Annotated in this window: 16 protein-coding genes; 15 read left to right on the top strand and 1 reads right to left on the bottom strand. The window is 43.5% G+C overall.

Going from position 1 to position 21,611, the window contains the following annotated elements; genetic code table 11:
* Positions 1-121 precede the first annotated feature (121 nt).
* The 3 genes from zwf to NSU15_RS17095 all read left to right on the top strand — a co-directional run bounded on the left by zwf (position 122) and on the right by NSU15_RS17095 (position 3,437).
* Positions 122-1,657 carry a glucose-6-phosphate dehydrogenase gene (gene zwf / locus NSU15_RS17105; protein WP_339286881.1) on the top strand — a complete coding sequence of 512 codons (1,536 nt, stop codon included), beginning with the start codon at positions 122-124 and terminating at the stop codon, positions 1,655-1,657.
* Between the two features lie 72 nt (positions 1,658-1,729).
* A complete protein-coding gene (gnd, locus tag NSU15_RS17100) occupies positions 1,730-2,623 on the top strand; it encodes a phosphogluconate dehydrogenase (NAD(+)-dependent, decarboxylating) (protein WP_042128478.1) in 894 nt (297 codons plus the stop codon).
* A 169-nt stretch (positions 2,624-2,792) separates the two neighbouring features.
* Positions 2,793-3,437: a phospholipid methyltransferase gene (locus NSU15_RS17095; protein ID WP_339286878.1), complete on the top strand. Its 645-nt coding sequence runs from the start codon at positions 2,793-2,795 to the stop codon at positions 3,435-3,437.
* 85 nt (positions 3,438-3,522) lie between these two features.
* Here NSU15_RS17095 and NSU15_RS17090 read toward each other — a convergent pair whose 3' ends face one another.
* Positions 3,523-4,278, bottom strand: a complete 756-nt coding sequence (locus NSU15_RS17090; RefSeq protein ID WP_339286876.1) for a DeoR/GlpR family DNA-binding transcription regulator — start codon at positions 4,276-4,278, stop codon at positions 3,523-3,525.
* A gap of 355 nt (positions 4,279-4,633) precedes the next feature.
* Here NSU15_RS17090 and NSU15_RS17085 point away from each other — a divergent pair, with 355 nt between their 5' ends.
* From NSU15_RS17085 to miaB, 12 genes are all read left to right on the top strand, one after another.
* Positions 4,634-5,785 carry an iron-containing alcohol dehydrogenase gene (locus NSU15_RS17085; protein WP_339286875.1) on the top strand — a complete coding sequence of 384 codons (1,152 nt, stop codon included), beginning with the start codon at positions 4,634-4,636 and terminating at the stop codon, positions 5,783-5,785.
* 28 nt (positions 5,786-5,813) lie between these two features.
* Complete coding sequence (gene rhaB / locus NSU15_RS17080) at positions 5,814-7,280, top strand: rhamnulokinase (RefSeq protein WP_339286873.1); 1,467 nt, start codon at positions 5,814-5,816, stop codon at positions 7,278-7,280.
* A 43-nt stretch (positions 7,281-7,323) separates the two neighbouring features.
* The gene (gene rhaA, locus NSU15_RS17075; protein ID WP_339286872.1) at positions 7,324-8,580 is read left to right on the top strand and encodes an L-rhamnose isomerase; all 1,257 of its coding nucleotides are present in this window, start codon (positions 7,324-7,326) and stop codon (positions 8,578-8,580) included.
* 47 nt (positions 8,581-8,627) lie between these two features.
* Positions 8,628-9,473, top strand: coding sequence for a rhamnulose-1-phosphate aldolase (rhaD, locus tag NSU15_RS17070; RefSeq protein WP_339286870.1), 846 nt, complete (start codon positions 8,628-8,630; stop codon positions 9,471-9,473).
* Positions 9,474-9,622: 149 nt separating this feature from the next.
* Positions 9,623-10,102: a hypothetical protein gene (locus NSU15_RS17065; protein ID WP_339286868.1), complete on the top strand. Its 480-nt coding sequence runs from the start codon at positions 9,623-9,625 to the stop codon at positions 10,100-10,102.
* Between the two features lie 75 nt (positions 10,103-10,177).
* Positions 10,178-11,272 (top strand): NADH:flavin oxidoreductase, encoded by a 1,095-nt coding sequence (locus NSU15_RS17060; RefSeq protein WP_339286866.1) that lies wholly within the window; start codon positions 10,178-10,180, stop codon positions 11,270-11,272.
* A 243-nt stretch (positions 11,273-11,515) separates the two neighbouring features.
* On the top strand, positions 11,516-12,955 hold the full coding sequence (locus tag NSU15_RS17055; RefSeq protein WP_339286865.1) for an SWIM zinc finger family protein: 1,440 nt from the start codon (positions 11,516-11,518) through the stop codon (positions 12,953-12,955).
* A gap of 39 nt (positions 12,956-12,994) precedes the next feature.
* Positions 12,995-14,872 carry a HEAT repeat domain-containing protein gene (locus NSU15_RS17050; RefSeq protein WP_339286864.1) on the top strand — a complete coding sequence of 626 codons (1,878 nt, stop codon included), beginning with the start codon at positions 12,995-12,997 and terminating at the stop codon, positions 14,870-14,872.
* Between the two features lie 6 nt (positions 14,873-14,878).
* On the top strand, positions 14,879-15,973 hold the full coding sequence (locus NSU15_RS17045; protein WP_339286862.1) for an AAA family ATPase: 1,095 nt from the start codon (positions 14,879-14,881) through the stop codon (positions 15,971-15,973).
* Positions 15,973-18,312, top strand: a complete 2,340-nt coding sequence (locus NSU15_RS17040) for a DUF5682 family protein (protein ID WP_339286860.1) — start codon at positions 15,973-15,975, stop codon at positions 18,310-18,312. Before NSU15_RS17045 ends, NSU15_RS17040 begins: the two co-directional genes overlap by 1 nt.
* A 2-nt stretch (positions 18,313-18,314) precedes the next feature.
* Positions 18,315-19,535: a VWA domain-containing protein gene (locus tag NSU15_RS17035; protein WP_339286859.1), complete on the top strand. Its 1,221-nt coding sequence runs from the start codon at positions 18,315-18,317 to the stop codon at positions 19,533-19,535.
* Between the two features lie 468 nt (positions 19,536-20,003).
* On the top strand, positions 20,004-21,590 hold the full coding sequence (gene miaB, locus NSU15_RS17030) for a tRNA (N6-isopentenyl adenosine(37)-C2)-methylthiotransferase MiaB (protein ID WP_042128454.1): 1,587 nt from the start codon (positions 20,004-20,006) through the stop codon (positions 21,588-21,590).
* Positions 21,591-21,611 lie beyond the last annotated feature (21 nt).

Here is a 21,611-nt window from a genome sequence, read left to right as displayed (position 1 = left end):
TTTCGTAAATGTCAAAATGAGGTTGACGTATGAAAATATCAGTCGTATGATTGATTCTACTGAGTATGTTAGTAATTAAAAGTAAGTATATAAATAATATATAACAACAGGAGGAATGAAAGTGGAATCATCAACATTTGTGCTATTCGGCGCTACAGGAGATTTGGCAAAACGTAAAATCTATCCTGCACTATATAACCTCTTTTTAGATGGTCAAATTTCAGGTCCTCTTTCCGTGATTGGATTAGGAAGAAGAGAAGTTTCAAACGAAGCCTTCCGTAAGCAAGTACTGCAATCCTTACAGACGTTTTCTAGACAACCAGCGGTTGATTCACCGCAATTGCAGGTGTTCTTGGAGGCTTTTGAATATAGCGTTCTAGATGTAGGGAATACAGAAGATTACTTGAAGCTGCTGGAGCATGTACAACGTCGTGAGCGGCTATTCAATATTCCGGAGAACCGGATGTTCTATTTGTCAGTGGGTCCTGAGTTTTTCAAGGAAATCGCAGCTAATATTCACTCAAGTGGTCTGGGTTCTACGAAAGGCTGGAAACGTCTGATCATTGAGAAGCCTTTTGGTACAGATTTGAAATCAGCTAGAGAGCTGAATGATAGCTTGAATGCTGTATTTACTGAAGAAGAAATCTTCCGGATTGACCACTTCCTAGGTAAACCGATGGTTCAGAACTTGGAAGTCCTGAAGTATTCTAATCCAGTGCTAAGAGCGCTGTGGAAAAATAGATATATTGCGAATGTTCAAATTACGGCGAGTGAGACTGTCGGTGTTGAAGAACGGGCAGGCTATTATGATAAAGCTGGCGCACTTCGTGATATGTTCCAGAATCATATGCTGCAGTTGATGATGATGATGGCGATGCAGCTTCCTAAGGGCAGTACACCTGAAGAAATCCGCGGGAAGAAAATTTACGTCATGGAGCATCTCATTCCAATTAGCAAAGATGAGGTTAATAAACATGTTGTCCGTGGACAATATACAGAAGGTGAAATTAAAGGGAATGCTGTGGCAGGTTATCTGAATGAGCCGGGAATTAATCAATCCTCGCAAAATGAAACATTTATCGCAGCGCGTCTATTTATAGATGATCCGCTATGGAATGATGTACCCTTCTACGTTCGTACTGGGAAGAGAATGAAGGAGAAATCCACACGAATTGTTATTGAGTTTAAAGAACCGTTTAATGATAGTAATAACTTGAATAAAGGAAATGACGTACCGAATTTACTGATTATCGAGATTGGACCGAATGAAGCCATTACGCTACAACTTAACACGAAAGATCAGCTGCAAAAAGGAAAGCTTGAGCCTGTCCGCGCTACTTATGAAGCGGGTACCTCTGATGTTCCGGAAGCCTACGAGAATCTAATCTTCGATGCGCTTCGTGGAGATGCTACCTTCTTTGCGCACTGGAGAGAAGTTGAACTGTCTTGGCAATGGGTTACACCTATCCAAGAGGCAATGGAAGAGGGGCTTATGCCACTTCACACATATGCTTCAGGTTCTTATGGTCCAGATGCGGCTATGGAGCTATTAGGTGAAGATCGCTGGTGGTTCGATGAGGCAGCTGAGCAGTCAGAAGAACTCACAGCTCAGGCTGAAGTTGCAGCAACGCAGGAATCTATACGGCCAGGGGCGTAAGCCCCTGCCTGTTTTTTTTGAGAAAAATAGCTAATTTACATCACAAGAATCTATATATCGGAGGGGAATTATATGAAAGTAGGATTAGTTGGATTAGGAAAAATGGGCTTCAATTTGGGCCAGAATTTGCTGGATCATGGACATGAGGTTGTCGCATTTGATTTGAATGCACCTGCTGTGGAGGAAATGAAAGCTAAAGGTGCTAAAGGGGCAGTAACGCTTCCTGAGTTAGTACAACAATTGGAAACACCTAGGATTATTTGGATCATGGTTCCACATCAGGTTGTGGATTCAGTCATTGCTGAGCTTACACCTTTGTTATCTAAAGGGGATATTGTCATTGAAGCGGGGAATTCACATTATAAAGAGTCAATTCGCCGATATGAGCAATTGAAGGAATACGGAATCAGCTTTATGGATGCAGGTACATCCGGAGGGATGGAAGGTGCGCGTAACGGAGCTTGTTACATGGTTGGCGGAGATCCAGAAGCTTGGGAGGTTGTGGAGCCCATTTTCCGTGATACGGCTGTAGAAAGCGGCTTTTTATATGCCGGTAAGGCTGGTAGCGGCCATTTCCTAAAAATGGTGCATAACGGTATCGAATACGGCATGATGGCTGCCATAGGTGAAGGCTTTGAGGTATTGGAGAAGAGTGAGTTTGATTACAACTTTGAGGAAGTCGCTCGGGTATGGAATCATGGCTCCGTCATCCGGTCTTGGCTGATGGAACTGGTTGAACGTGCGTTCTCGAAAGATGCTAAATTGGATGAGATCAAAGGGATTATGCACTCCTCCGGTGAAGGCAGATGGACGCTCGAAACTGCATTTGATTTGCAAGCTGCAACGCCCGTAATCGCGATGGCGTTATTAATGCGCTACCGTTCTCTTGAGACGGATACCTTTACTGGCAAAGTAGTGGCTGCTCTTCGGAATGAATTTGGCGGACATGCCGTTGAAACGAAGTAACTAATGTTAATCATTAGCCCGAATTTTCTCGCAATTGATTTTGCGGTGAGATTTGGGCTTTTGTTTTGCGAAAATTAATAAATGGAGAGAATAGATCGAGTACGACTTTAATGTTAATAACATATTTTAGAATTAGATGGGGAATTTAATGATACAAGGGGGAATGAACATGCGAAGCGGAATTCATGAGAGACTTCATTTTCTGTATAAATTTCTGCATGCGCCCCGACAATTAGGAAGCGTTACTCCCAGTTCGCGCTGGCTGGCAAAAACGATGCTCAACGCCATTCCATGGCAACAGATGAGTAATATAGCTGAGCTGGGTGCGGGTACTGGAGCGATCACTAGGTTTATTCCAAACGGGGAAAAGACCGAGATGAACGTGCTTCTGTTTGAAAAGGATACGGATTTTCGTCAACAACTACGACTTGATTACCCTGACCGAATTTTCCATAATGATTGTTTGCGATTAAGGCTTGCGCTTCATAATAGCAGGTTGGAGAAGTTAGACTGCATTGTAAGCAGTTTGTCTTTTCGAAATTTTTCAGCCTCAGATCGGACGCTTTACATTGAACAAATTACATCCTCTTTAAAAGAGGGCGGGTGGTTTATCACGTTTGAATATTTTCCTCAAATGAAGAAGGAATTAATGCAGCATTTTGAAATTGTGAGTGTTAAATGGGTGATGCTGAATTTCCCGCCGGCTCTTGTATATATTTGTAGGAAAAAGGCTTCTACACAAGTAAAGCAGGCTGATCATACTACTTCTTCAAGGGATGTAATTTCAGTTCCCCAGGTTTATACAGAAAGATAAGGATGAGAATTCGACAAATGCCGTTACCTATAAATCGCTAGGGAACGGCATTTTTAAATTAGGCTAAGTATGTTCTTACCCTCAGTTAATAGAGAACCTCAATATTTTCCTCGTTCAGACGTTTCAGCCAAGCTTCAGAAGGCTTACGGTCTGTGATTAAAAAATCAATATGGCCAAGCTCAACCAGCTTTGTAAAAGCCGTCTTATCGAATTTGGTGTGATCCGCCAGGAGAACGACCTTATTGGCTTGCCGCAGCATGTACTTCTTGAGCTCGCACTCAGGTTCGTTGGAATCTGTGATCCCTCGCTCCATATCAATTCCTTTGCAACTGATCACCGCAGTATCCACATTGTATCTTTGAATGGTGTCATGGGCTACCGGTCCTACCAGTGACAACGAACGGTAACGAAGTGAACCGCCAGTAGAGATAATATCCATCCCTGAATTCGAGAACTCATGCAAAATATTAATGGAGTTTGTGATGATGGTTAGATTGTTTTTGTTGCCGAGTAATTTTAGAAATTCAAAAGCTGTTGAGCTTGGATCTACCATAAGTGTATCTCCATCATTGATTAAGTCGAGCGCTTTCAGGGCAATCCCACGTTTAATATCTGTATTCAGCGCATTACGTGTCACAAAAGGTAAGTCCTCATTCGTATGACGATTCAGCATAGCACCGCCATAGGTACGACTAAGGATGCCATCCTTCTCAAGCTTCTCTAAATCTCTGCGAATCGTCTCTTCTGTGACCTCAAACATTTTGCTTAGATCGGAGACTAGTACTCGTTTATCTTGATGGACAAGATCGATTATTTTTTTACGTCTTTCGGCTGCAAGCATAGGAATCACCTTTCCAAAGCTATATTTAACAATCATAACGTTAAATATCTGTGTTTTGCAATAAAAACAACGTATATATATCTGTATTTGCCAAAAATATTCACAAAACAGATATAAAACAAACAAAAACAACATAAATAATATTTAATTTGTTGACAACAAAGATTTCTGAGCATACGATGAAAGAGGAAAAGAAATCCTTTAAGAGTAGTCGAGTTAGGGAGATTCCAAAGCCGGCCGGGTTACGATTCAGGGGTCAGCCAGAGGCGCTAAAGACGAAAAAATATACTCTAGCTTGCAGAGCAAGTGAATCACTTTGGTGTTGATGAATTCACATTAGGAGGCTGGTCATGAAATGAGCACACATGTGTTTTACGTTCCATCGATCAATATTATGGGCAAGGGATGCTTGCAGGAAATTGGTCCTTACATTCAAGAACTGAATTTGAAGAAGGCACTTGTAGTCACAGACAAATTCCTAATGAAGAGCGGCATTGCCGGTAAGTTGCTGGCAGTATTGGATGAAGCGGGGATTGAATATGCCGTCTATGATGAAGTGAAACCTAATCCGACCTGTAATAATGTTCATAACGGGGTGGATTATCTCCAAGCACAGAATTGTGACTATCTGATCTCCATCGGCGGTGGTTCGCCACAGGATACGGCCAAGGCGATTGGGATTATTGCCACGAATGGCGGTCACATCAAAGAATATGAGGGCGTACACAAGTCGAAGCATAAGTCGTTGCCGATCGTTGCAGTTAATACTACCGCTGGCACTTCAGCAGAAGTAACGATTAACTATGTAATTACAGACGAAGAACGTAAAGTGAAGATGGTAATGGTAGATAAGAACAGCATTGCTACCATCTCAGTTAATGATCCAGAGCTTATGGTAGATAAACCCGCTGCACTTACGGCAGCAACAGGAATGGACGCTTTGACGCATGCAATTGAGGCATTAGTAACGCCAGGAGCATATCCGGTAACTGACGCTACGGCACTAGCCGCAGTGGAGATTATTTTCGCTAACTTGGCCCGTACCGTGAAGAATGGCCATGATATTAAGGCTCGTGAGCAAATGGTGTATGCGATTTTCTTAGGCGGTCTTGCTTTCAATAATGCAGGTCTTGGATATGTACATGCGATGGCGCATCAGCTTGGCGGTGTATATGATCTGCCACATGGCGTATGTAACGCAATGTTGCTTCCTTATGTGGAAGAAGAGAATGCCAAATATGTACCCGAGAAATTCAGAGCTATTGCAAAAGCGATTGGATTAAACGTTGAGGATCAAACCGATAAGCAGTGCGCTGACTTTGTCATCGAGTCGATCAAAGCGTTGTCTACAGAAGTTGGAATTCCATCTAAACTATCCGAGCTTGGAGTGGAAGAGGTCGATCTTGATCTTTTAGCAGAGAACTCCATGAAGGATGCTTGTGCACCAGGTAATCCTTTTATTCCTACGAAAGAAGAAGTCATTGCACTTTTCAAAAAAATACTATAAATCATCCCTTACTATAGGAGATTCTTTCATGAATAATCATATCGCCGTCGATATTGGAGCCTCTAGTGGGCGGCTAGTACGCGGAATACTTCAAGAGGGTGTTCTCACCTTAGAGGAAATTCATCGGTTTAGCAATCGTTTTACAGAACAGGAGGATTCCTGTTTCTGGGACATCGATTATTTATTCGAGCAGATCATTATAGGGCTTCAGAAAGCCAAGGCTCAAGGCATCACAGCGTGTACGCTGGGTATAGATACTTGGGCTGTAGATTATGTACTTGTGGATGCAGAGGGAAACCGTGTTCAGGAAGTTTTCGCTTATCGTGATCGTAGAACCGATCTGGCTATGGATGAGGTGGAAAAGTACATTTCAGCACAAGCCATATATGAAAAGACTGGAATCCAGAAATTATCTATCAATACGTTGTACCAGCTATATGTTCATAGTAAAGAAGAATTAGCTGAGGCAGATCAAATTCTACTCGTGCCTGATTATCTGTATTACAGACTAACCGGTCGCAAAATCAATGAGGTTACTAATGCATCTACAACACAGCTGTTGAATCTGGACAGTCGAGATTTCGACGATGATCTGTTGAAATTTCTAAATATTAAGAGAGAACAGTTTGCTACATTGACTGAACCGGGAGTGGTTCTTGGTCCTCTCGACGAAGCTCTAGTACAGACTTATGATCTTCCAGATTGCCAACTGATCTGTGTAGCCACACATGATACAGCGTCTGCAGTGCTGGGTGCGCCTCTCCAAAAGGACTCCGCGTATATTAGCAGCGGTACATGGTCTTTACTGGGAGTAGAACGAACTCTGCCTCTTAATTCTATGAAGGCCATGCAGGCTAACTACACCAATGAATGGGGCGCCTACGGCTCCTACCGTTTCCTCAAAAATATTATGGGCCTTTGGCTCATCCAAGAGGTTCGCAGGCTGATGGACGGACGTTACAGTTTTGCGGAGCTAGCAGAACTTGCACAAGGAGAGGAAGGCTTCCAAAGCCTGATCTCTTGTAATGATCCAAGATTTCTCAATCCGGTAAATATGATAGATGAAATCCGTAGTGCTTGCTCAGAGAGTGGGCAGCGAGTTCCAGAAACACCGGCCCAGTTGGCCCGCTGCATTTTTGATAGCTTAGCATTATCGTACTTTACTTCCTTGGAAGGATTAGAAGAGCTGATAGAAAGCCGTATCGAGGTTCTGCAGATTGTTGGGGGAGGTGCTAACAACAGTCTGTTATGCCAACTGACTGCTGATGTTATAGGCAGAGAAGTGAAGGCTGGCCCAACGGAATCCACAGCGCTTGGAAATATAGTGGTGCAGATGATTAGCACGGGAAGCATTTCGGATATTCATGAAGCAAGAGAAATTATCGGTCAATCCTTTGAGATAAAGTCGTATACACCGCGCCCGACCGCTCATCTTGAAGACATTCTAAGTCGGTGGAAAGAGCTTCAGTTGTCCACAATACAATATCAAATCTAATTAAATTAAACATACGTTATATGATTTTAGGAGGAACTACAGCATGGACCAGAGTATTATCACTAGTTATAACGAAGCCAAAAAACTATACGCAGCCCACGGTATTGATGTGGAGAAAGTGCTGGAGCAGCTCGCGCAAATTAAGATTTCCATACATTGCTGGCAGGGCGATGATGTACAAGGGTTTCTTTTTAAAGATAAAGAACTAGGCGGGGGAATAGCGGTAACGGGTAGTTATCCCGGCCGTGCTGGCACGCCAGATCAACTTCGTCAAGATTTAGAGAAGGCATTAACTCTTATTCCTGGCAAGCACAAAGTGAATTTACACGCTATCTATGCGGATACAGATGAAGAAGTGGACCTGGACGAATTAGAACCACGCCACTTTCAATCTTGGGTAGACTGGGCGAAGGAGCAGGGGCTGGGTCTTGATTTTAATCCTACTTGTTTCTCGCATCCGAAAGCAGCAGATGGTTTTACGCTAAGTCACTCGGACGATGAGATTCGTAACTTCTGGATTAAGCATTGTAAGGCTTCTCGCACGATTGCCGAGCATTTTGGTAAGGAACTGGGTCAACCTTGCGTGACTAACTTTTGGGTACCAGACGGATATAAAGATACACCAGTCGATCGTTTAGCTCCGAGAGTGCGTTTAAAGGAATCGCTGGATGAGATTTTTAGTGAGGAAATAGATCCTCTTTATAATATCGATGCTTTAGAAAGTAAATTGTTCGGAATTGGATCTGAGAGTTATGTAGTTGGATCACATGAGTTCTATATGGGCTATGGATTAACTCGCGGCAAAGCTATCTGTTTGGATGCCGGACATTTCCATCCTACTGAGATGATCTCAAATAAGCTATCTTCGATTCTTATGTTTAGTGAGCAGCTGCTGCTGCATGTAAGCAGACCCGTCCGTTGGGACAGTGACCACGTTGTAACTATGGACGACGAGTTGATGGAAATCGCCCGTGAGTTGGTACGAGGAGATTTACTCTCCCGAACGAATATAGGATTGGATTTCTTTGATGGGAGCATTAATCATATCGCTGCTTGGGTGATTGGAACACGCAATACCATTAAGGCGTTACTTCGCGCAATGCTCGAACCTGTGGAAGAACTGAAGCGAATCGAGTGGTCTGGCGATTACACTTCACGACTAGCTTTGGTGGAAGAATTCAAATCGTATCCGTTTGGAGCCGTGTGGGATTACTACTGTGCTTCCCAAGATACACCCGTTCGGGAGCAATGGCTGGCTGAAGTGAAGAGTTATGAACAGGAAGTTCTGTTTACAAGATAGAGCGTTAGAGTGGATATGAGAGCAACATATACAAAGGAGAGATTGACATGAGTACATCCGTATTAGAATCCAAAGGGTATATTGCAAGCAGTGAGGCTCCGTTTATTCAGGAAATGTCAGAGATTACACGTCATATGTGGGAGCTAGGCTGGGATGAGCTAAATGGTGGTAATGTCAGCTATCTGCTGGATGAGAATGAGGTTGCAAAATATATTAACGTGCTGGAGCCGCTTCGTACCATTAAGCTTACTTTTCCGGTAAAGGAATTAGCGGGCAAATACTTCATTGTGACGGGTTCAGGCAAATATTTCAGAAATGTGATCAAAGACCCGGAAGCGAATCTTGGTGTGCTTCGTGTTAGCGCTAATGGGGAAAGCGTAGAAGTGTTATGGGGATTACGGAACGGAGCTGTACCTACTAGTGAATTGGCATCTCATTTCATGAGTCATATTGAACGACTAAAGGTGGACCCTACACATCGCATCGTATTGCACACACATGCTACGAATGTTATCGCAATGACTTTCACCCATGATCTGGACGAATTAAAGTTTACAAAGACGCTGTGGGAAATGTGTACAGAGTGCCTTGTTGTTTTCCCTGATGGCATCAGTGTTATTCCGTGGATCGTTCCTGGAAGCAGTGAAATCGGCCGCGAAACCGCTAAGAAAATGAAGGATCACCGCTTAGTGATCTGGCCGCAGCACGGGATTTTCGGCACTGGCTCCACTATGGATGCTACCTTCGGTCTTGTGGAGACTGTTGAAAAGGCCGCAACGATCTACAACCTGATTGGCGGGAGAGAAATTAAACAAAAGATCACGGACCAACAGCTGTGGGATTTAGCTAAGGCGTTTGGAGTAACACCTAAAGCTGGTATTCTTGAGGTTTAAGCATTTCATAGATATAAGAACCGGGCATTCGCAGATTTTGCGAGGTCCGGTTTTTTATGATTTTTTCTTAAAATTACGCATTGAATTTATGAACAGAATTTAGTAGCGTTAATCGTACAAATTGTCACAAGGCTTAATAAGGAGATCATATGAACAAAGTTCTTATCATTGGTATTGTAGCTAGTGGTAAAACCACATTGGCAAAGCGATTATCTAACCAAATAAATATTCCTTGGTATGAATTGGATGCCATTGTTCATCATCAGACACCGGAAGGAAGGAGAAAACGCTCACCAGAAGAACAGGTTGCGGTGATTATGGAGATTGATCAGGATGGAGCTTGGATTTTTGAAGGCACGGATCGGGAATCCTATCAATGTCTATATGAAATGGCAGATACAATAATTTTTCTTGATACACCGCTGTGGAAGCGTAAAATTAGAATTTTCGTTCGGTTTCTTAAGCAGAAAATGGGCATTGAGAAGTGTCATTATAAACCGGATATTAGGATGTTAAAAAAGATGTATCAATGGACACAGGATTTTGAAAATAATCGATATGAGTTTGAAGCGAAGTTGCTGTTATATCAGAACAAAGTTATCAGATTATACGAAAATAAGGAACTTTAAAATTTGTGTTTTCCATCTTTTGGGTACATAATTAAACTTACTTTAAGTAATCAATTAATCAAATGGAGGTAATTTATGAATACTGAACTTTTATTCACATCTTTGCAAGTGGGGAATCTTTCATTAGCGAACCGAATCGTCATGGCACCAATGACACGCGTGTACTCACCGGATGGTGTACCGGGAAGTAATGTTGCTGCATATTACCGCAGACGGGCAGAGGGTGGAGTAGGATTGATCGTTACCGAGGGTACAGCCATTAATCATCCTTCGGCAGTCAGCCACGCCAATATCCCCAATCTACATGAAGAAGCAGCGTTAGAGGGCTGGAAGCAGGTTGTAGAAGAGGTTCATGCAGCTGGAGGTAAGATCATTCCCCAATTATGGCATGTGGGAATGACACGTACGAAAGGGGAAGGACCAAATGTTGAAGCCCTTCCTGTAGGTCCTTCAGGTCTGGATTTAGCAGGAGAACCTGTAACAGAGCCACTGACTACAGCTGAAGTAGAAAGCTTAGTCTCAGCATTCGCACAAGCGGCTACGAACGCCAAAAAAGTGGGTTTTGACGGGATCGAGATTCACGGCGCCCATGGTTATCTGATTGACCAGTTCTTCTGGGAAAAAACTAACAAACGGACGGATCGTTACGGTGGCGATTTGGTAGGCAGAACTACATTTGCTGTAGAGATTATTGAAGCGTGCCGTAAAGCGGTTGGACCAGATTTTCCGATCGTGCTACGCTTCTCTCAATGGAAATTGGGCGCATATGATGAGAAGCTGGCAAAGAATGCAGATGAGCTTGAAAGCTTCTTAACACCGCTAAGTAACGCAGGTGTAGATATCTTTCATTGCTCCACTCGACGCTTCAGCCAACCTGAATTTGAAGGATCTGAGCTTAATCTTGCTGGCTGGACTAAGAAGATCACAGGAAAACCGTGTATTACGGTGGGTTCTATCGGTCTTCATAGTGATTTTTTCGCAGAAGACAAAGCTCAGCAGTCTGAAGATAATATAGACGAACTGCTGGAAAGAATGGGACGTGAAGAGTTTGATTTAGTTGCTGTTGGTAGGGCGCTGATAAGCGATCCAGCTTGGCTTGCCAAAGTTCAAAGCGGTGCTATAGATGAGATCATACCATTTACGGCAGAATCGACAAAAACTTTATTCTAAAGATAGAAATTTAACAAACATTGGTTTCCTTTAATTATGGTTAGTGGAGAAAGGCCGCCCTTTTGATAAAATCACTAGAGTCACACAAACATTGCAAAAGAGGCGGCCTAATAATAAAATATAATCCTTTTTAAAGGTTCGGAATAATGCTTGTTATGTACAGCCCTTTTTATAGAATAATTTTCATTAAGGCTTAATATGATCATAGATATTAAAAAGCATTATAGGTTAGGAGGATATAGGTTGATAGATATCACAGAAGTCTTCATTGATACTCTAGCACCTAACAGTGCTGCGATTAAGAACGGGCAAGGGCTAGTTAAAAAGAAACGATTCGTCCAATTGAATCAGTCGGAAGACGGAGTGGTTCTGTTTGGTGAATGCGGAGGCAGCGGTAGCAGCAACTATTTCCCATCTGCTGATTTTGTTGTTTCTGACAAACCGGTAATGCGCTGTACTTGTCCAAGTAGGCAGATCCCATGTAAGCATGTTCTCGGATTGCTGTATGCCTATGTAGGCAAGGAGACCTTCGTATCTGCAATGATTCCTGAGGAGCTTGCCGCTAAACGGGAGAAGATGAGTAAGCGTGAAGAACGTAAGTCTGAACTTGTTGCAGAAGGAGCTACTCCTAAGCCTAAGAAAGTGAATAAGTCCGCACTCAAAAAGAAGATTGGAGCTCAACTGGAGGGCTTAGCTGTACTTGAGAAACTGACTCTATCGCTTATACGCGCAGGTCTCGGAACACTAGACACTAAACGTGTTAAAGAAATTCAGGAGCATGTGAAGATGATGGGCAACTTTTACTTAACCGGAGCACAGATTGAGTTAAGACGATTAGCCTTATTACTATCCTCTCCTGACAACCGTGAGAAGACCTATACATTAGCTATTGAGCAACTAACAAGAATTCATGCGTTTATCAAGAAAGGTCGCGCACATCTAACGATGAAGCTTGAGGACACGGATATGGCTTTGAATTATGACTCTACGATAGAAGAATGGCTTGGACATGCTTGGCAGTTAACAGAGCTTAAGGAATTTGGTCTAATGAGTCAGGATGCGGAGTTGATCCAGCTTTCATTTGTCAGCTATGATGATGCAGCCAGACAGGAATATGTAGACTTAGGCTTTTGGATAGAAAAGTCAACGGGTGATATACATCGTACCCTCCAATATCGTCCTTATAAAGCAGCTAAGTATATTCATGAAGAGGATAGTTTTACCGAAGTTGCAGTCATTCCTTCCTTATATTATTACCCCGGTGACCGTAATCGACGGGTCCGATTTGAGAATATGTCAACGCGCCCGTTAAGCAATCAGGATTTGGAATGGATTGCCGCTACGGCATCTCGTTCTTTTTCTGAAAGCTTCAAACAAATTAAGAATCAGTTAAAGAATCCGCTAGCAGACAAGAACCCAGTGTTGTTGCTACATGTGAATAAAATAAGTAAGTCTCAGCAAGATCAGTTCGTTATTACGGACGTAGCGGGTCAGCATCTAGTGTTAGATCAAGTAGCAGCACTCGATCAGGACACACTGCCGCTGCTTCAATACTTTGCATCTGATCAATTATCGGACACGACGATGTTACTTATGTTTGAACACCAACTGGATACAGGACGATTGAAAGCGCAGCCTTTAACACTTATCAAAGGGAAGGAAATGATTCGACTCTTATATTAAAAAATAGGGTTAGCGCTATACATAATGGGGGGAATGTCCATGAGTACAGCATTACTACAAGAGCTTTATCAAGAAGTAAAGCGGCTTTATATCGCTGGAAGTGAGCTCGCTGCTGAGGATTTCCGCTTAAAGCGGCTATTGCCACAGTTTCAACAGTTAGGCGAACGTGCTCCCATATTCAAAAGATTAGGTGAGGGAATCGCTTTGGTCATTGCATCGGAACCTTCCGAAGGATCTTCATCGGCTCAGCAGCTGCAAGACCTAAGTGTGCTACTCAGCTCGGTGCTGCATACTCAGGGAGTAACTTCTCCTGACGGCGAATTGTTGGAAGTACAAGTTCATCCATTAAGATTACCTACCCAGTTCTCATATCGCAAGTTGTCAGCCGTACAGTTGGCACTAAGTACTCGTGGCGGAGGACGATATGAGATTATAAAGGAAGCTTATGAGGCTGGACTATTTCAAGATCTCCGCATGATTCATCCCGCGATAGCAGCTCTCCAAGATCCATATGTTGAGATTGCAGAGCTTGTGATGAAGCAAATACTGCCAGCCTATGGACCTCAGATTATTCCTATCCTCAGGGATCAATTTGATCTAACAGGAGGAATAGTAGAGACGAGAAAGCTGTACGTAATTGCTACATTAGGTGGTGATAGCGTTCAGGATCTGGTCTATCAAGCTGCAGATTCAGGATCAGAGGATGTTCGGGCCATGGCTATTTCTCTGCTTGCGGGCAAGGAACGATACGAGGAAGATTTGCTAGCTTGGAGTAAAGATAAGAAGAAAAAGATTCGTGAAGCTGCCTATAATGCGCTGGCTAAGAGTGACTCGGCGAGTGTGCTTAATCGGCTATATGAGGCATTTACCGGAAAAGATAGTGAACTGGTCGTCCCTGCACTGAGGCAGTGTCAAGCCCAAGAGCTCACGAACCGACTTGTTGAAGAGGTCTCAGATATGCTTCAAACTGTCCCGGAAATGAAGGACGATAAGAAAAAAATAGATGGATTATGGAACAGGGTAGTCCATTATATTAGGGTACTATCTTATAAACATAGTCCTGAACTAGAAAAATTATATTTAAATGTACTTGAGCAGTATCCATTATATATGAACCAGTTGAGCTGGAATGCATTGATCGAAGAGGCGACCTCCTATTTAAGACAGATTGACTCTGAGGAAGCTAAAGGTGCATTACAACGAACACTTGAGCGGAATCTTATCTACTTTAAAAACAACAGACGTTACGTAAATGATGTTTTCAAAGACGCTTATCTCTTTTTTCCACCGGAACGAGTGTATGAACAATACGTTGATGTTTTAAAGCATTATGCGCCATCTTCAACTAACCATGCTTCTTCTATGGCGCAGCAATTGCTGCGCACAATATCTGAAATTGCAGTTCAGCGATATCATGGAACCTATGATGCAGTTTGGAACTCACCTGCAGACCAGATTCAATATATGTATAAGATCGAAATGCAGTCGTCTGAGGTACTGGCTATTCAATGGGATTCACGCTGGCTTGATCTTTTTATAGAGCTGGATCAATACGAGCTGGTAAGTGCCTTTGCACGGCCGGGACATCCTAAAGCAATGCAGTATTTGCTTCGTAAATTGACTGATAATCCTGAATTTCGCCATCGGTTTGCCAATATTCTCTTGATGGGTTTAGAGCGTTCGGGGATAAGTAAACAACGCCTGCAAGAGGCTCTCCTAGTAGCTTTGGAAGATGACAGAAATACAGAATGTCGATTAATTGAACCGTATACGTTTGAGCAGCTATGTCAGCTTCCAGCAAGTTTTGCGAGTCGAATAATAACTGTTCTACCTCGATTTAGTGAGGTTGCAGAAGAACAACTTGAGTATGTCATTCGTCTCATGCAAGGACCATCAAACCCAATAGAAGAGGTGTAGCTACCGATGAGTCAAGAACTATTTCAAGATATTATGAGGCTTCCAGCAGAAAGATTGTATGAGCATGAGTTGGAAGCACTTCGTAAAGCGGACACAGGTAAGGTTCCAGCAGGATGGCAGATATCGCCCCAATCTGTACTGAAGTTTATCGTTGGCGGTAAAGCAGGGAGTACCGAGATTACACCTAAGTACATTGGTAACAAGCGATTAATAGAGATGGCGATAGCAACACTGGTAACCGATCGTGCATTGTTATTAATTGGTGAGCCGGGTACAGCCAAGTCATGGTTATCTGAGAATTTATCAGCAGCTATCTATGGACAATCAGGACTGGTCGTGCAAGGTACTGCGGGTACGAGTGAAGAGCAGGTCCGTTATTCTTGGAACTACGCGATGCTGCTTGCACAAGGCCCAACTCCGGAAGCGTTAGTAAAAAGTCCCATCATGCGAGCAATGGAGGATGGGGGCATCGCACGTTTCGAGGAAATTTCTCGGTGTGCATCGGAGGTACAAGATGCGTTGATCTCTATCTTATCAGAGAAGACGATTTCAGTGCCTGAGCTAGGCAAGGAGATGAGCGCTCGTAAAGGCTTCTCAATTATTGCAACAGCTAACACACGAGACCGTGGTGTCAATGATATGTCAACTGCCTTGAAGAGGCGGTTTAATATTATTGTCCTTCCAGCGCCTGCGGATTTGTATACTGAAGTAGAGATTGTGAAGAAACGGGTCCGTGAAATTGCTTCCTCCTACGATTTACAAGCTGCACTTCCTGCAGATGAGGCTTTACATAAGGTCGTGACGATCTTCCGTGAGCTGCGCAGCGGGATGACCTTGGATAAGAAGGAGAAGGTGAAGTCTCCAGCAGGGGTAATTTCCACAGCTGAAGCGATCTCACTCTTAACGAATAGTATGGCGCTGGCCGCAAGCTTCGGTAATGGAGAACTGACAGACGAGGATCTGGCCGCCGGACTGCAAGGTGCCATTGTGAAGGATGATGATAAGGATCAGCTTGTCTGGAGAGAGTATCTCGACAATATAATGAAGAAACGTGGCGCAGATTGGCGGGGGTTATATACGGCTTGTAAGGAGATGAACTAGTGGAGAGCGAAACTACTGGAGCTGGCGTACATTTTTTTGGGGTGCGGCATTTGTCTCCTGGTGGTGCGCAGCATCTATTAAGCTACCTTGATGAGATAGAGCCCACAGCTGTTTTAATTGAAGGGCCAGCAGATGCTACTACTGAGATTCGCCATATCCTCAACACGACAACCAAACCTCCGATAGCTATTTTAGCATTTACGGAAGAAGTTCCTGTTCGTACAGCCTTATGGCCGCTTGCGGTATATTCCCCCGAATATCAAGCGATGAAATGGGCGGAGCAGCAGGGAGCTCATACAGCTTTTATAGATTTACCCTCTTCAGTAGTTATCGCGTTGCAGGATATACGAACCCGCAACAGAGCTTCTGCTAAACAGAGCGAGGGATCCGAAGTTAACGATTCAGAAGAGAAGGCTCCGGAGGAGGTTTCTCTCTATGAAAGAATAGCAGAGCTGGCTGGCGAGCTAGATTATGATATGTATTGGGAGCGCAATTTCGAACACAACACCAACAAGGGTGCATATCAGGAAGCGATCATTTCTTTCTCATCCCAAATGCGCCAGATGTCAGAAGAGAATGAAAGACATAACAACGTAATAGAATATGCGCACAACACGATTCGTGAAGCTTATATGCGTCGTCAGATTCAGGATACAATCACAGCTGGTCATCAACCACATAAGATCGTTGTTGTATGTGGAGCTTACCATACAGCGGCACTTTCTGATCTGGGCACCGGTATGACAGATGAGGAGATAGATGATCTTCCTTCACTAAATACCAAGCTAACTCTTATGCCCTATACGTATTATAAACTATCTTCCTTGTCAGGCTATGGAGCAGGGAACCTGGCACCTCATTATTATCAAATGATGTGGGAACGTATGATGAACGGTTCACTTGATGACTTACCGCATCACTATCTGTCTACTGTAGCTAGATACTTGCGCAATAGCGGGACACATCGCTCTACAGCAGAAATTATTGAAGCTGTGCGCTTAGCAGAGTCATTAGCTGCCCTTCACGGTGGAAGTGCGCCGACGTTAAGAGATTTGCGAGATGCGGCACTGACCTTGCTGGGGCGTGGAGAGCTTAGCGTAATCGCTGAAGCACTTGCTCGTACAGATATCGGTACTGCTATTGGTGAGCTGGCAGAGGGGATTAGTCAGACGCCAATTCAGGATGATCTGAATCGGCAATTAAAACGCTTGAAGCTTGAGAAGTATAAGTCCCCTGTAGCAAATGATCTTGAATTAGATCTCCGGGAGAATCGAAGAGTGTCTTCTGAGGAAGCGGCTTATCTGGATTTAAACCGTTCTTTTCTTTTTCATAGGCTCAGAACACTTGGAATCGATCTAGTGAACATAAGAGCAAGTGGTCAGACTGGCGCAACATGGGCAGAGCATTGGGTCATGAGGTGGTCTCCTGAAGTCGAGATTCAAGTCGTTGAATCTACGCTGCTTGGAGAAACGATTGAGATTGCTTCAGCCTATGTATTGCAGCAAAAATTAGATCACAGCAGTACAATTGCGGAAGCGTCGGCACTTATTCGAACGGCTTATGAGTGCGGGATGCTGAACCAGATGGAAGCAGGACGGCAAACACTTCAGCGCTTAGCTGTTGATACCAGAGATGTAGTGCAAATCGCTGCGTCCATTCATGAGTTATCCCTTCTGATTCAGTATGGCGACGTTCGCCGGATAGATACCAAGCCGCTTATTCCGCTGCTAGAACAATTGTACAGACGAGCGTGTCTGTTCTTGCTGGATGCGAGTCAATGTAATGATGAAGCATCGGGTGAGATGCTAAAAGCTATGAACATACTGAATCAGACAGCTATGGAGCATAGTGAGGAAGTCGATGAGCTGTTGTGGATACAAGAGCTGAAGCATTTATCGGAAAGAGATGACTGCAATCCGCGCTTGTCTGGAGTAGCATGTTCCATACTGTTAGAACGTAATGCGATAACTGCACAGCAATGTTCAGAAGAAGTATCGAGACGACTGTCACCGGGTATTCCTGCAGATCTTGGAGCAGGCTGGTTCGAAGGCATGTCTATGCGTAATCGATATGTACTTTTATCCCGATTAAGTCTGTGGGAACAATTGAACGAGTATATTAATTCTTTGGATGATGATGAATTTGTGCGTGCTTTAGTGTTTTTGCGGCGAGCCTTCAGTACCTTTGAGCCAAGAGAAAAGACTATGATCGCTGAGTTGCTAGGTGAATTGTGGGGCGTGAACACTGAGCAAGCTGCTGAGATTCTGACGGGCGAGCTGAAGGAGGCCGAAGCAAAAATGATTGAGGATTTGAATGATTTTGACTTTGGAGATATATGACAATGAGTACTTCAGTAGATTCAAGTGTTGTAGCTCGCTGGCGGCTTATTCTTGGCCAATCCGCAGAAGAACAGTTGACCGTTTCTAGCGGAAACACAAGTATTCACCTGTCCGAAGATGAACTCATCATGGATCAGGCGCTGGCCGCTATATATGATGAGACGAGTGAGATTGGAAATAGCGGCACTGCTAACACTGCTGCCTCCGGACAAAGAGGAGCAGGATCAGGTAAATCTGCACCTCGGTTGGCGAAATGGTTAGGAGATGTTCGCAATTTTTTCCCTGAGGATATCGTCTCGGTTATTCAACATGATGCAATGGAACGGAAGGGCTGGAAGCAGCTATTGTTTGAACCGGAAGTTCTTGCAACAGTGAAACCGGATATACAGTTAGTAGGTACACTCCTCTCCCTTAAAGGAAAGATTCCTGAGAAGACAAAAGACACTGCTCGCCTGTTAGTGAAGGCAGTTGTAGATGATCTTGTTAAGCGAATGAAGGAGGACCTTCGTCGGGCGGTGACGGGTGCACTGAATCGCAGACAGCATTCTCCATTGCCTTCACTTAGTGGCATAGATTGGACACGGACGATAAAACGCAATCTGAAGCATTATGATGCAAAACGGCGGCAGATTATCCCTGAGAAATTCTACTATTATGATCGGGCTAGACGCAACAAGGAATGGACAGTCATTGTGGATATCGATCAGAGTGGTTCTATGGCAGAATCTATTATTTGGGCTTCAGTTGTGGGTTCGATCTTTGCAAGCATCCCTTCATTAAGTACTCGAGTAGTTGTATTTGATACAGAGGTCGTTGATCTGACTGAGCAATGTGCGAATGATCCTGTTGACATGTTGTTTGGGATTCAGCTAGGCGGTGGTACAGATATACAAAAATCTGTTGCTTATTGTGAACAATTTATTGAGCAGCCGAAGAAGACCTTATTTATTATCATCTCTGATCTGTACGAAGGCGGGAACCAAGCGGGTTTAATCCGTCGTATGCGTCATCTGAAGGAATCAGGTGTCAGAACGATGTGTTTACTCGCTTTATCTGATGAAGGCAAGCCTTTCTACGATGAGCATGTGGCTAGATCCTTGACTCGCGATGGAACGCCTTGTTTTGCGTGTACACCTGCATTGCTGCCACAGTTAGTAGAAGGTGCGCTAAAAGGACAAGATCTTTCTGAATTAGCCAAGAAACTTGGAACGAAAGGAATTTAACTGGAGATATCATTTTACAAGTTCATAAAAAGTGTTCTTCAGACAAGAACTGTGTTTCATTACAGCTTTTGTGGCGTATATAGAATCATACCCCCCTTTATACAATAGAATTTGGCCCTGTCGCTCGCCGGCAGGGTATTTTTTTATGGGAGTCATAAGGATAGCTATTACTTGACCTATTTGAAATTTTCTTTTAGAGTATGCTCTGCACTCTCCCTGTGGTAAAATAGACCTGATTTTTCAAAAATATAGGAAAGTTAAGCTTCACGCTTACATTATCCTTATATTTCTTGCATAAACGGTACCGTCTCTTTTGGGAGGCCAAAGGCGTTTTTGCTTGATAAACCTAGATCAGTGCGTATAGGGATTGACATCTAAGATGGAAGTAATGTTACAGGATGTGCTATAATTTTATATTGGGTTAAAACATCAATGAGCTACATTTTAAATAGAGGACGTGAAAACAGCATGACTAAGGGGAACCACAACTCACCGGACTTAAAATCCGGCAAGGGTTCGAAGGATTATTCGAAATATTTTGATTTTAGTGACGCGAAGGTAATTAGTGAAGAAGAAGGTAAGATTACTTACCGGATTAAAGGAAGAAATGTACAAATTAATAGTCAGCCTGATTACAAAGAAGGAAAACGGCGTGGCAAGGAAGAAATAGAAGTGCATTATGATTTCGAGATTCCAGAAGAAATGCACAATTTCGGAGTAGACAAATATTATCATATAACGACTTACGGCTGCCAAATGAATGAGCATGACACGGAAACGATGAAGGGCCTTTTGGAACAGATGGGCTACAAAAGCGTCGATGACCGGAATGATGCGGATATCATTCTCTTAAATACTTGTGCGATTCGCGAGAACGCCGAGGATAAGGTATTTGGAGAGCTTGGTCATCTTAAGAACTTGAAGATTGAGAAGCCAGGTCTTTTGCTGGGCGTGTGTGGCTGCATGTCGCAGGAGGAAGGCGTAGTCAATCGAATTATGTCTAAGCATGGATTCGTGGATATGATCTTCGGTACGCATAATATTCACCGACTGCCACACCTCATTAAAGAAGCTGTATTCAGCAAAGAGCTTGTGGTGGAGGTATGGTCTAAGGAAGGCGATATTATTGAGAATTTACCGAAGAAACGCGAGGGTATGCGGGCTTGGGTAAATATTATGTATGGCTGTGATAAGTTCTGTACGTACTGTATCGTACCCTTTACACGGGGAAAAGAACGCAGTCGCCGTCCGGAAGACGTCATTGCTGAAGTAAGAGAGCTTGCGCGTCAAGGCTTTAAGGAAGTCACTTTACTGGGGCAGAACGTAAACGCATACGGTAAGGATTTTACAGACATTGATTACACCTTCGGTGACCTGATGGATGACATGCGTTTGATTGATATTCCGCGCATTCGCTTTATGACATCGCATCCGCGTGATTTTGACGATAAATTAATTGAAGTACTAGGCAAAGGCGGCAATCTGGTGGAACATATCCATCTACCGGTTCAATCGGGAAGCACTGCTGTACTTAAGAAAATGAGTCGCAAATATACTCGTGAAGCTTATCTGGAGTTAGTTCGCAAGATCAAGATAAGTGTGCCTAATGCAGTGTTGAGTACCGATATTATCGTTGGTTTCCCTGGAGAGACGGATGAGCAATTTGAAGATACTCTTTCGCTAGTGCGCGAGGTTGGGTATGATATGGCATATACGTTCATTTATTCACCTCGTGAGGGTACTCCTGCAGCTGCTATGGAGGATAATGTACCTATGTCGGTGAAGAGCGAACGTCTACAAAGACTCAATGATCTCATTAAAGAGAACAGCCGGATTATTAATGACCGTATGTTAGGTGAATTCGTTGAGGTGCTGGTTGAAGGGGAGAGTAAGAATAACTCTGAAGTCCTTTCCGGCCGTTCCCGTGCGAACAAGCTGGTTCATTTTGAAGGTCCGAAGGAGCTTATTGGCACATTTGTAAAAGTGAGAATTACAGATACCAAAACATGGTACATTAAAGGGGATATTGTGGCAGAAGCTGCAGCTGTTCATTAATCATCACATACGAATGGGGAG

The sequence above is a fragment of the Paenibacillus sp. FSL E2-0201 genome (assembly GCF_037963325.1).
Lineage (GTDB): Bacteria > Bacillota > Bacilli > Paenibacillales > Paenibacillaceae > Paenibacillus_AQ.
This window is presented reverse-complemented; position numbering and strand designations above follow the sequence as displayed.

Excerpts from the sequence above, each read along its gene's own strand:
- gnd (WP_042128478.1), top strand. The coding sequence starts at position 1,730 with ATGAAAGTAGGATTAGTTGGATTAGGAAAAATGGGCTTCAATTTGGGC.
- NSU15_RS17095 (WP_339286878.1), top strand. The coding sequence starts at position 2,793 with ATGCGAAGCGGAATTCATGAGAGACTTCATTTTCTGTATAAATTTCTG.
- NSU15_RS17090 (WP_339286876.1), bottom strand. The coding sequence starts at position 4,278 with ATGCTTGCAGCCGAAAGACGTAAAAAAATAATCGATCTTGTCCATCAA.
- NSU15_RS17085 (WP_339286875.1), top strand. The coding sequence starts at position 4,634 with ATGAGCACACATGTGTTTTACGTTCCATCGATCAATATTATGGGCAAG.
- rhaB (WP_339286873.1), top strand. The coding sequence starts at position 5,814 with ATGAATAATCATATCGCCGTCGATATTGGAGCCTCTAGTGGGCGGCTA.
- rhaA (WP_339286872.1), top strand. The coding sequence starts at position 7,324 with ATGGACCAGAGTATTATCACTAGTTATAACGAAGCCAAAAAACTATAC.
- rhaD (WP_339286870.1), top strand. The coding sequence starts at position 8,628 with ATGAGTACATCCGTATTAGAATCCAAAGGGTATATTGCAAGCAGTGAG.
- NSU15_RS17065 (WP_339286868.1), top strand. The coding sequence starts at position 9,623 with ATGAACAAAGTTCTTATCATTGGTATTGTAGCTAGTGGTAAAACCACA.
- NSU15_RS17060 (WP_339286866.1), top strand. The coding sequence starts at position 10,178 with ATGAATACTGAACTTTTATTCACATCTTTGCAAGTGGGGAATCTTTCA.
- NSU15_RS17050 (WP_339286864.1), top strand. The coding sequence starts at position 12,995 with ATGAGTACAGCATTACTACAAGAGCTTTATCAAGAAGTAAAGCGGCTT.
- NSU15_RS17045 (WP_339286862.1), top strand. The coding sequence starts at position 14,879 with ATGAGTCAAGAACTATTTCAAGATATTATGAGGCTTCCAGCAGAAAGA.
- NSU15_RS17035 (WP_339286859.1), top strand. The coding sequence starts at position 18,315 with ATGAGTACTTCAGTAGATTCAAGTGTTGTAGCTCGCTGGCGGCTTATT.
- miaB (WP_042128454.1), top strand. The coding sequence starts at position 20,004 with ATGACTAAGGGGAACCACAACTCACCGGACTTAAAATCCGGCAAGGGT.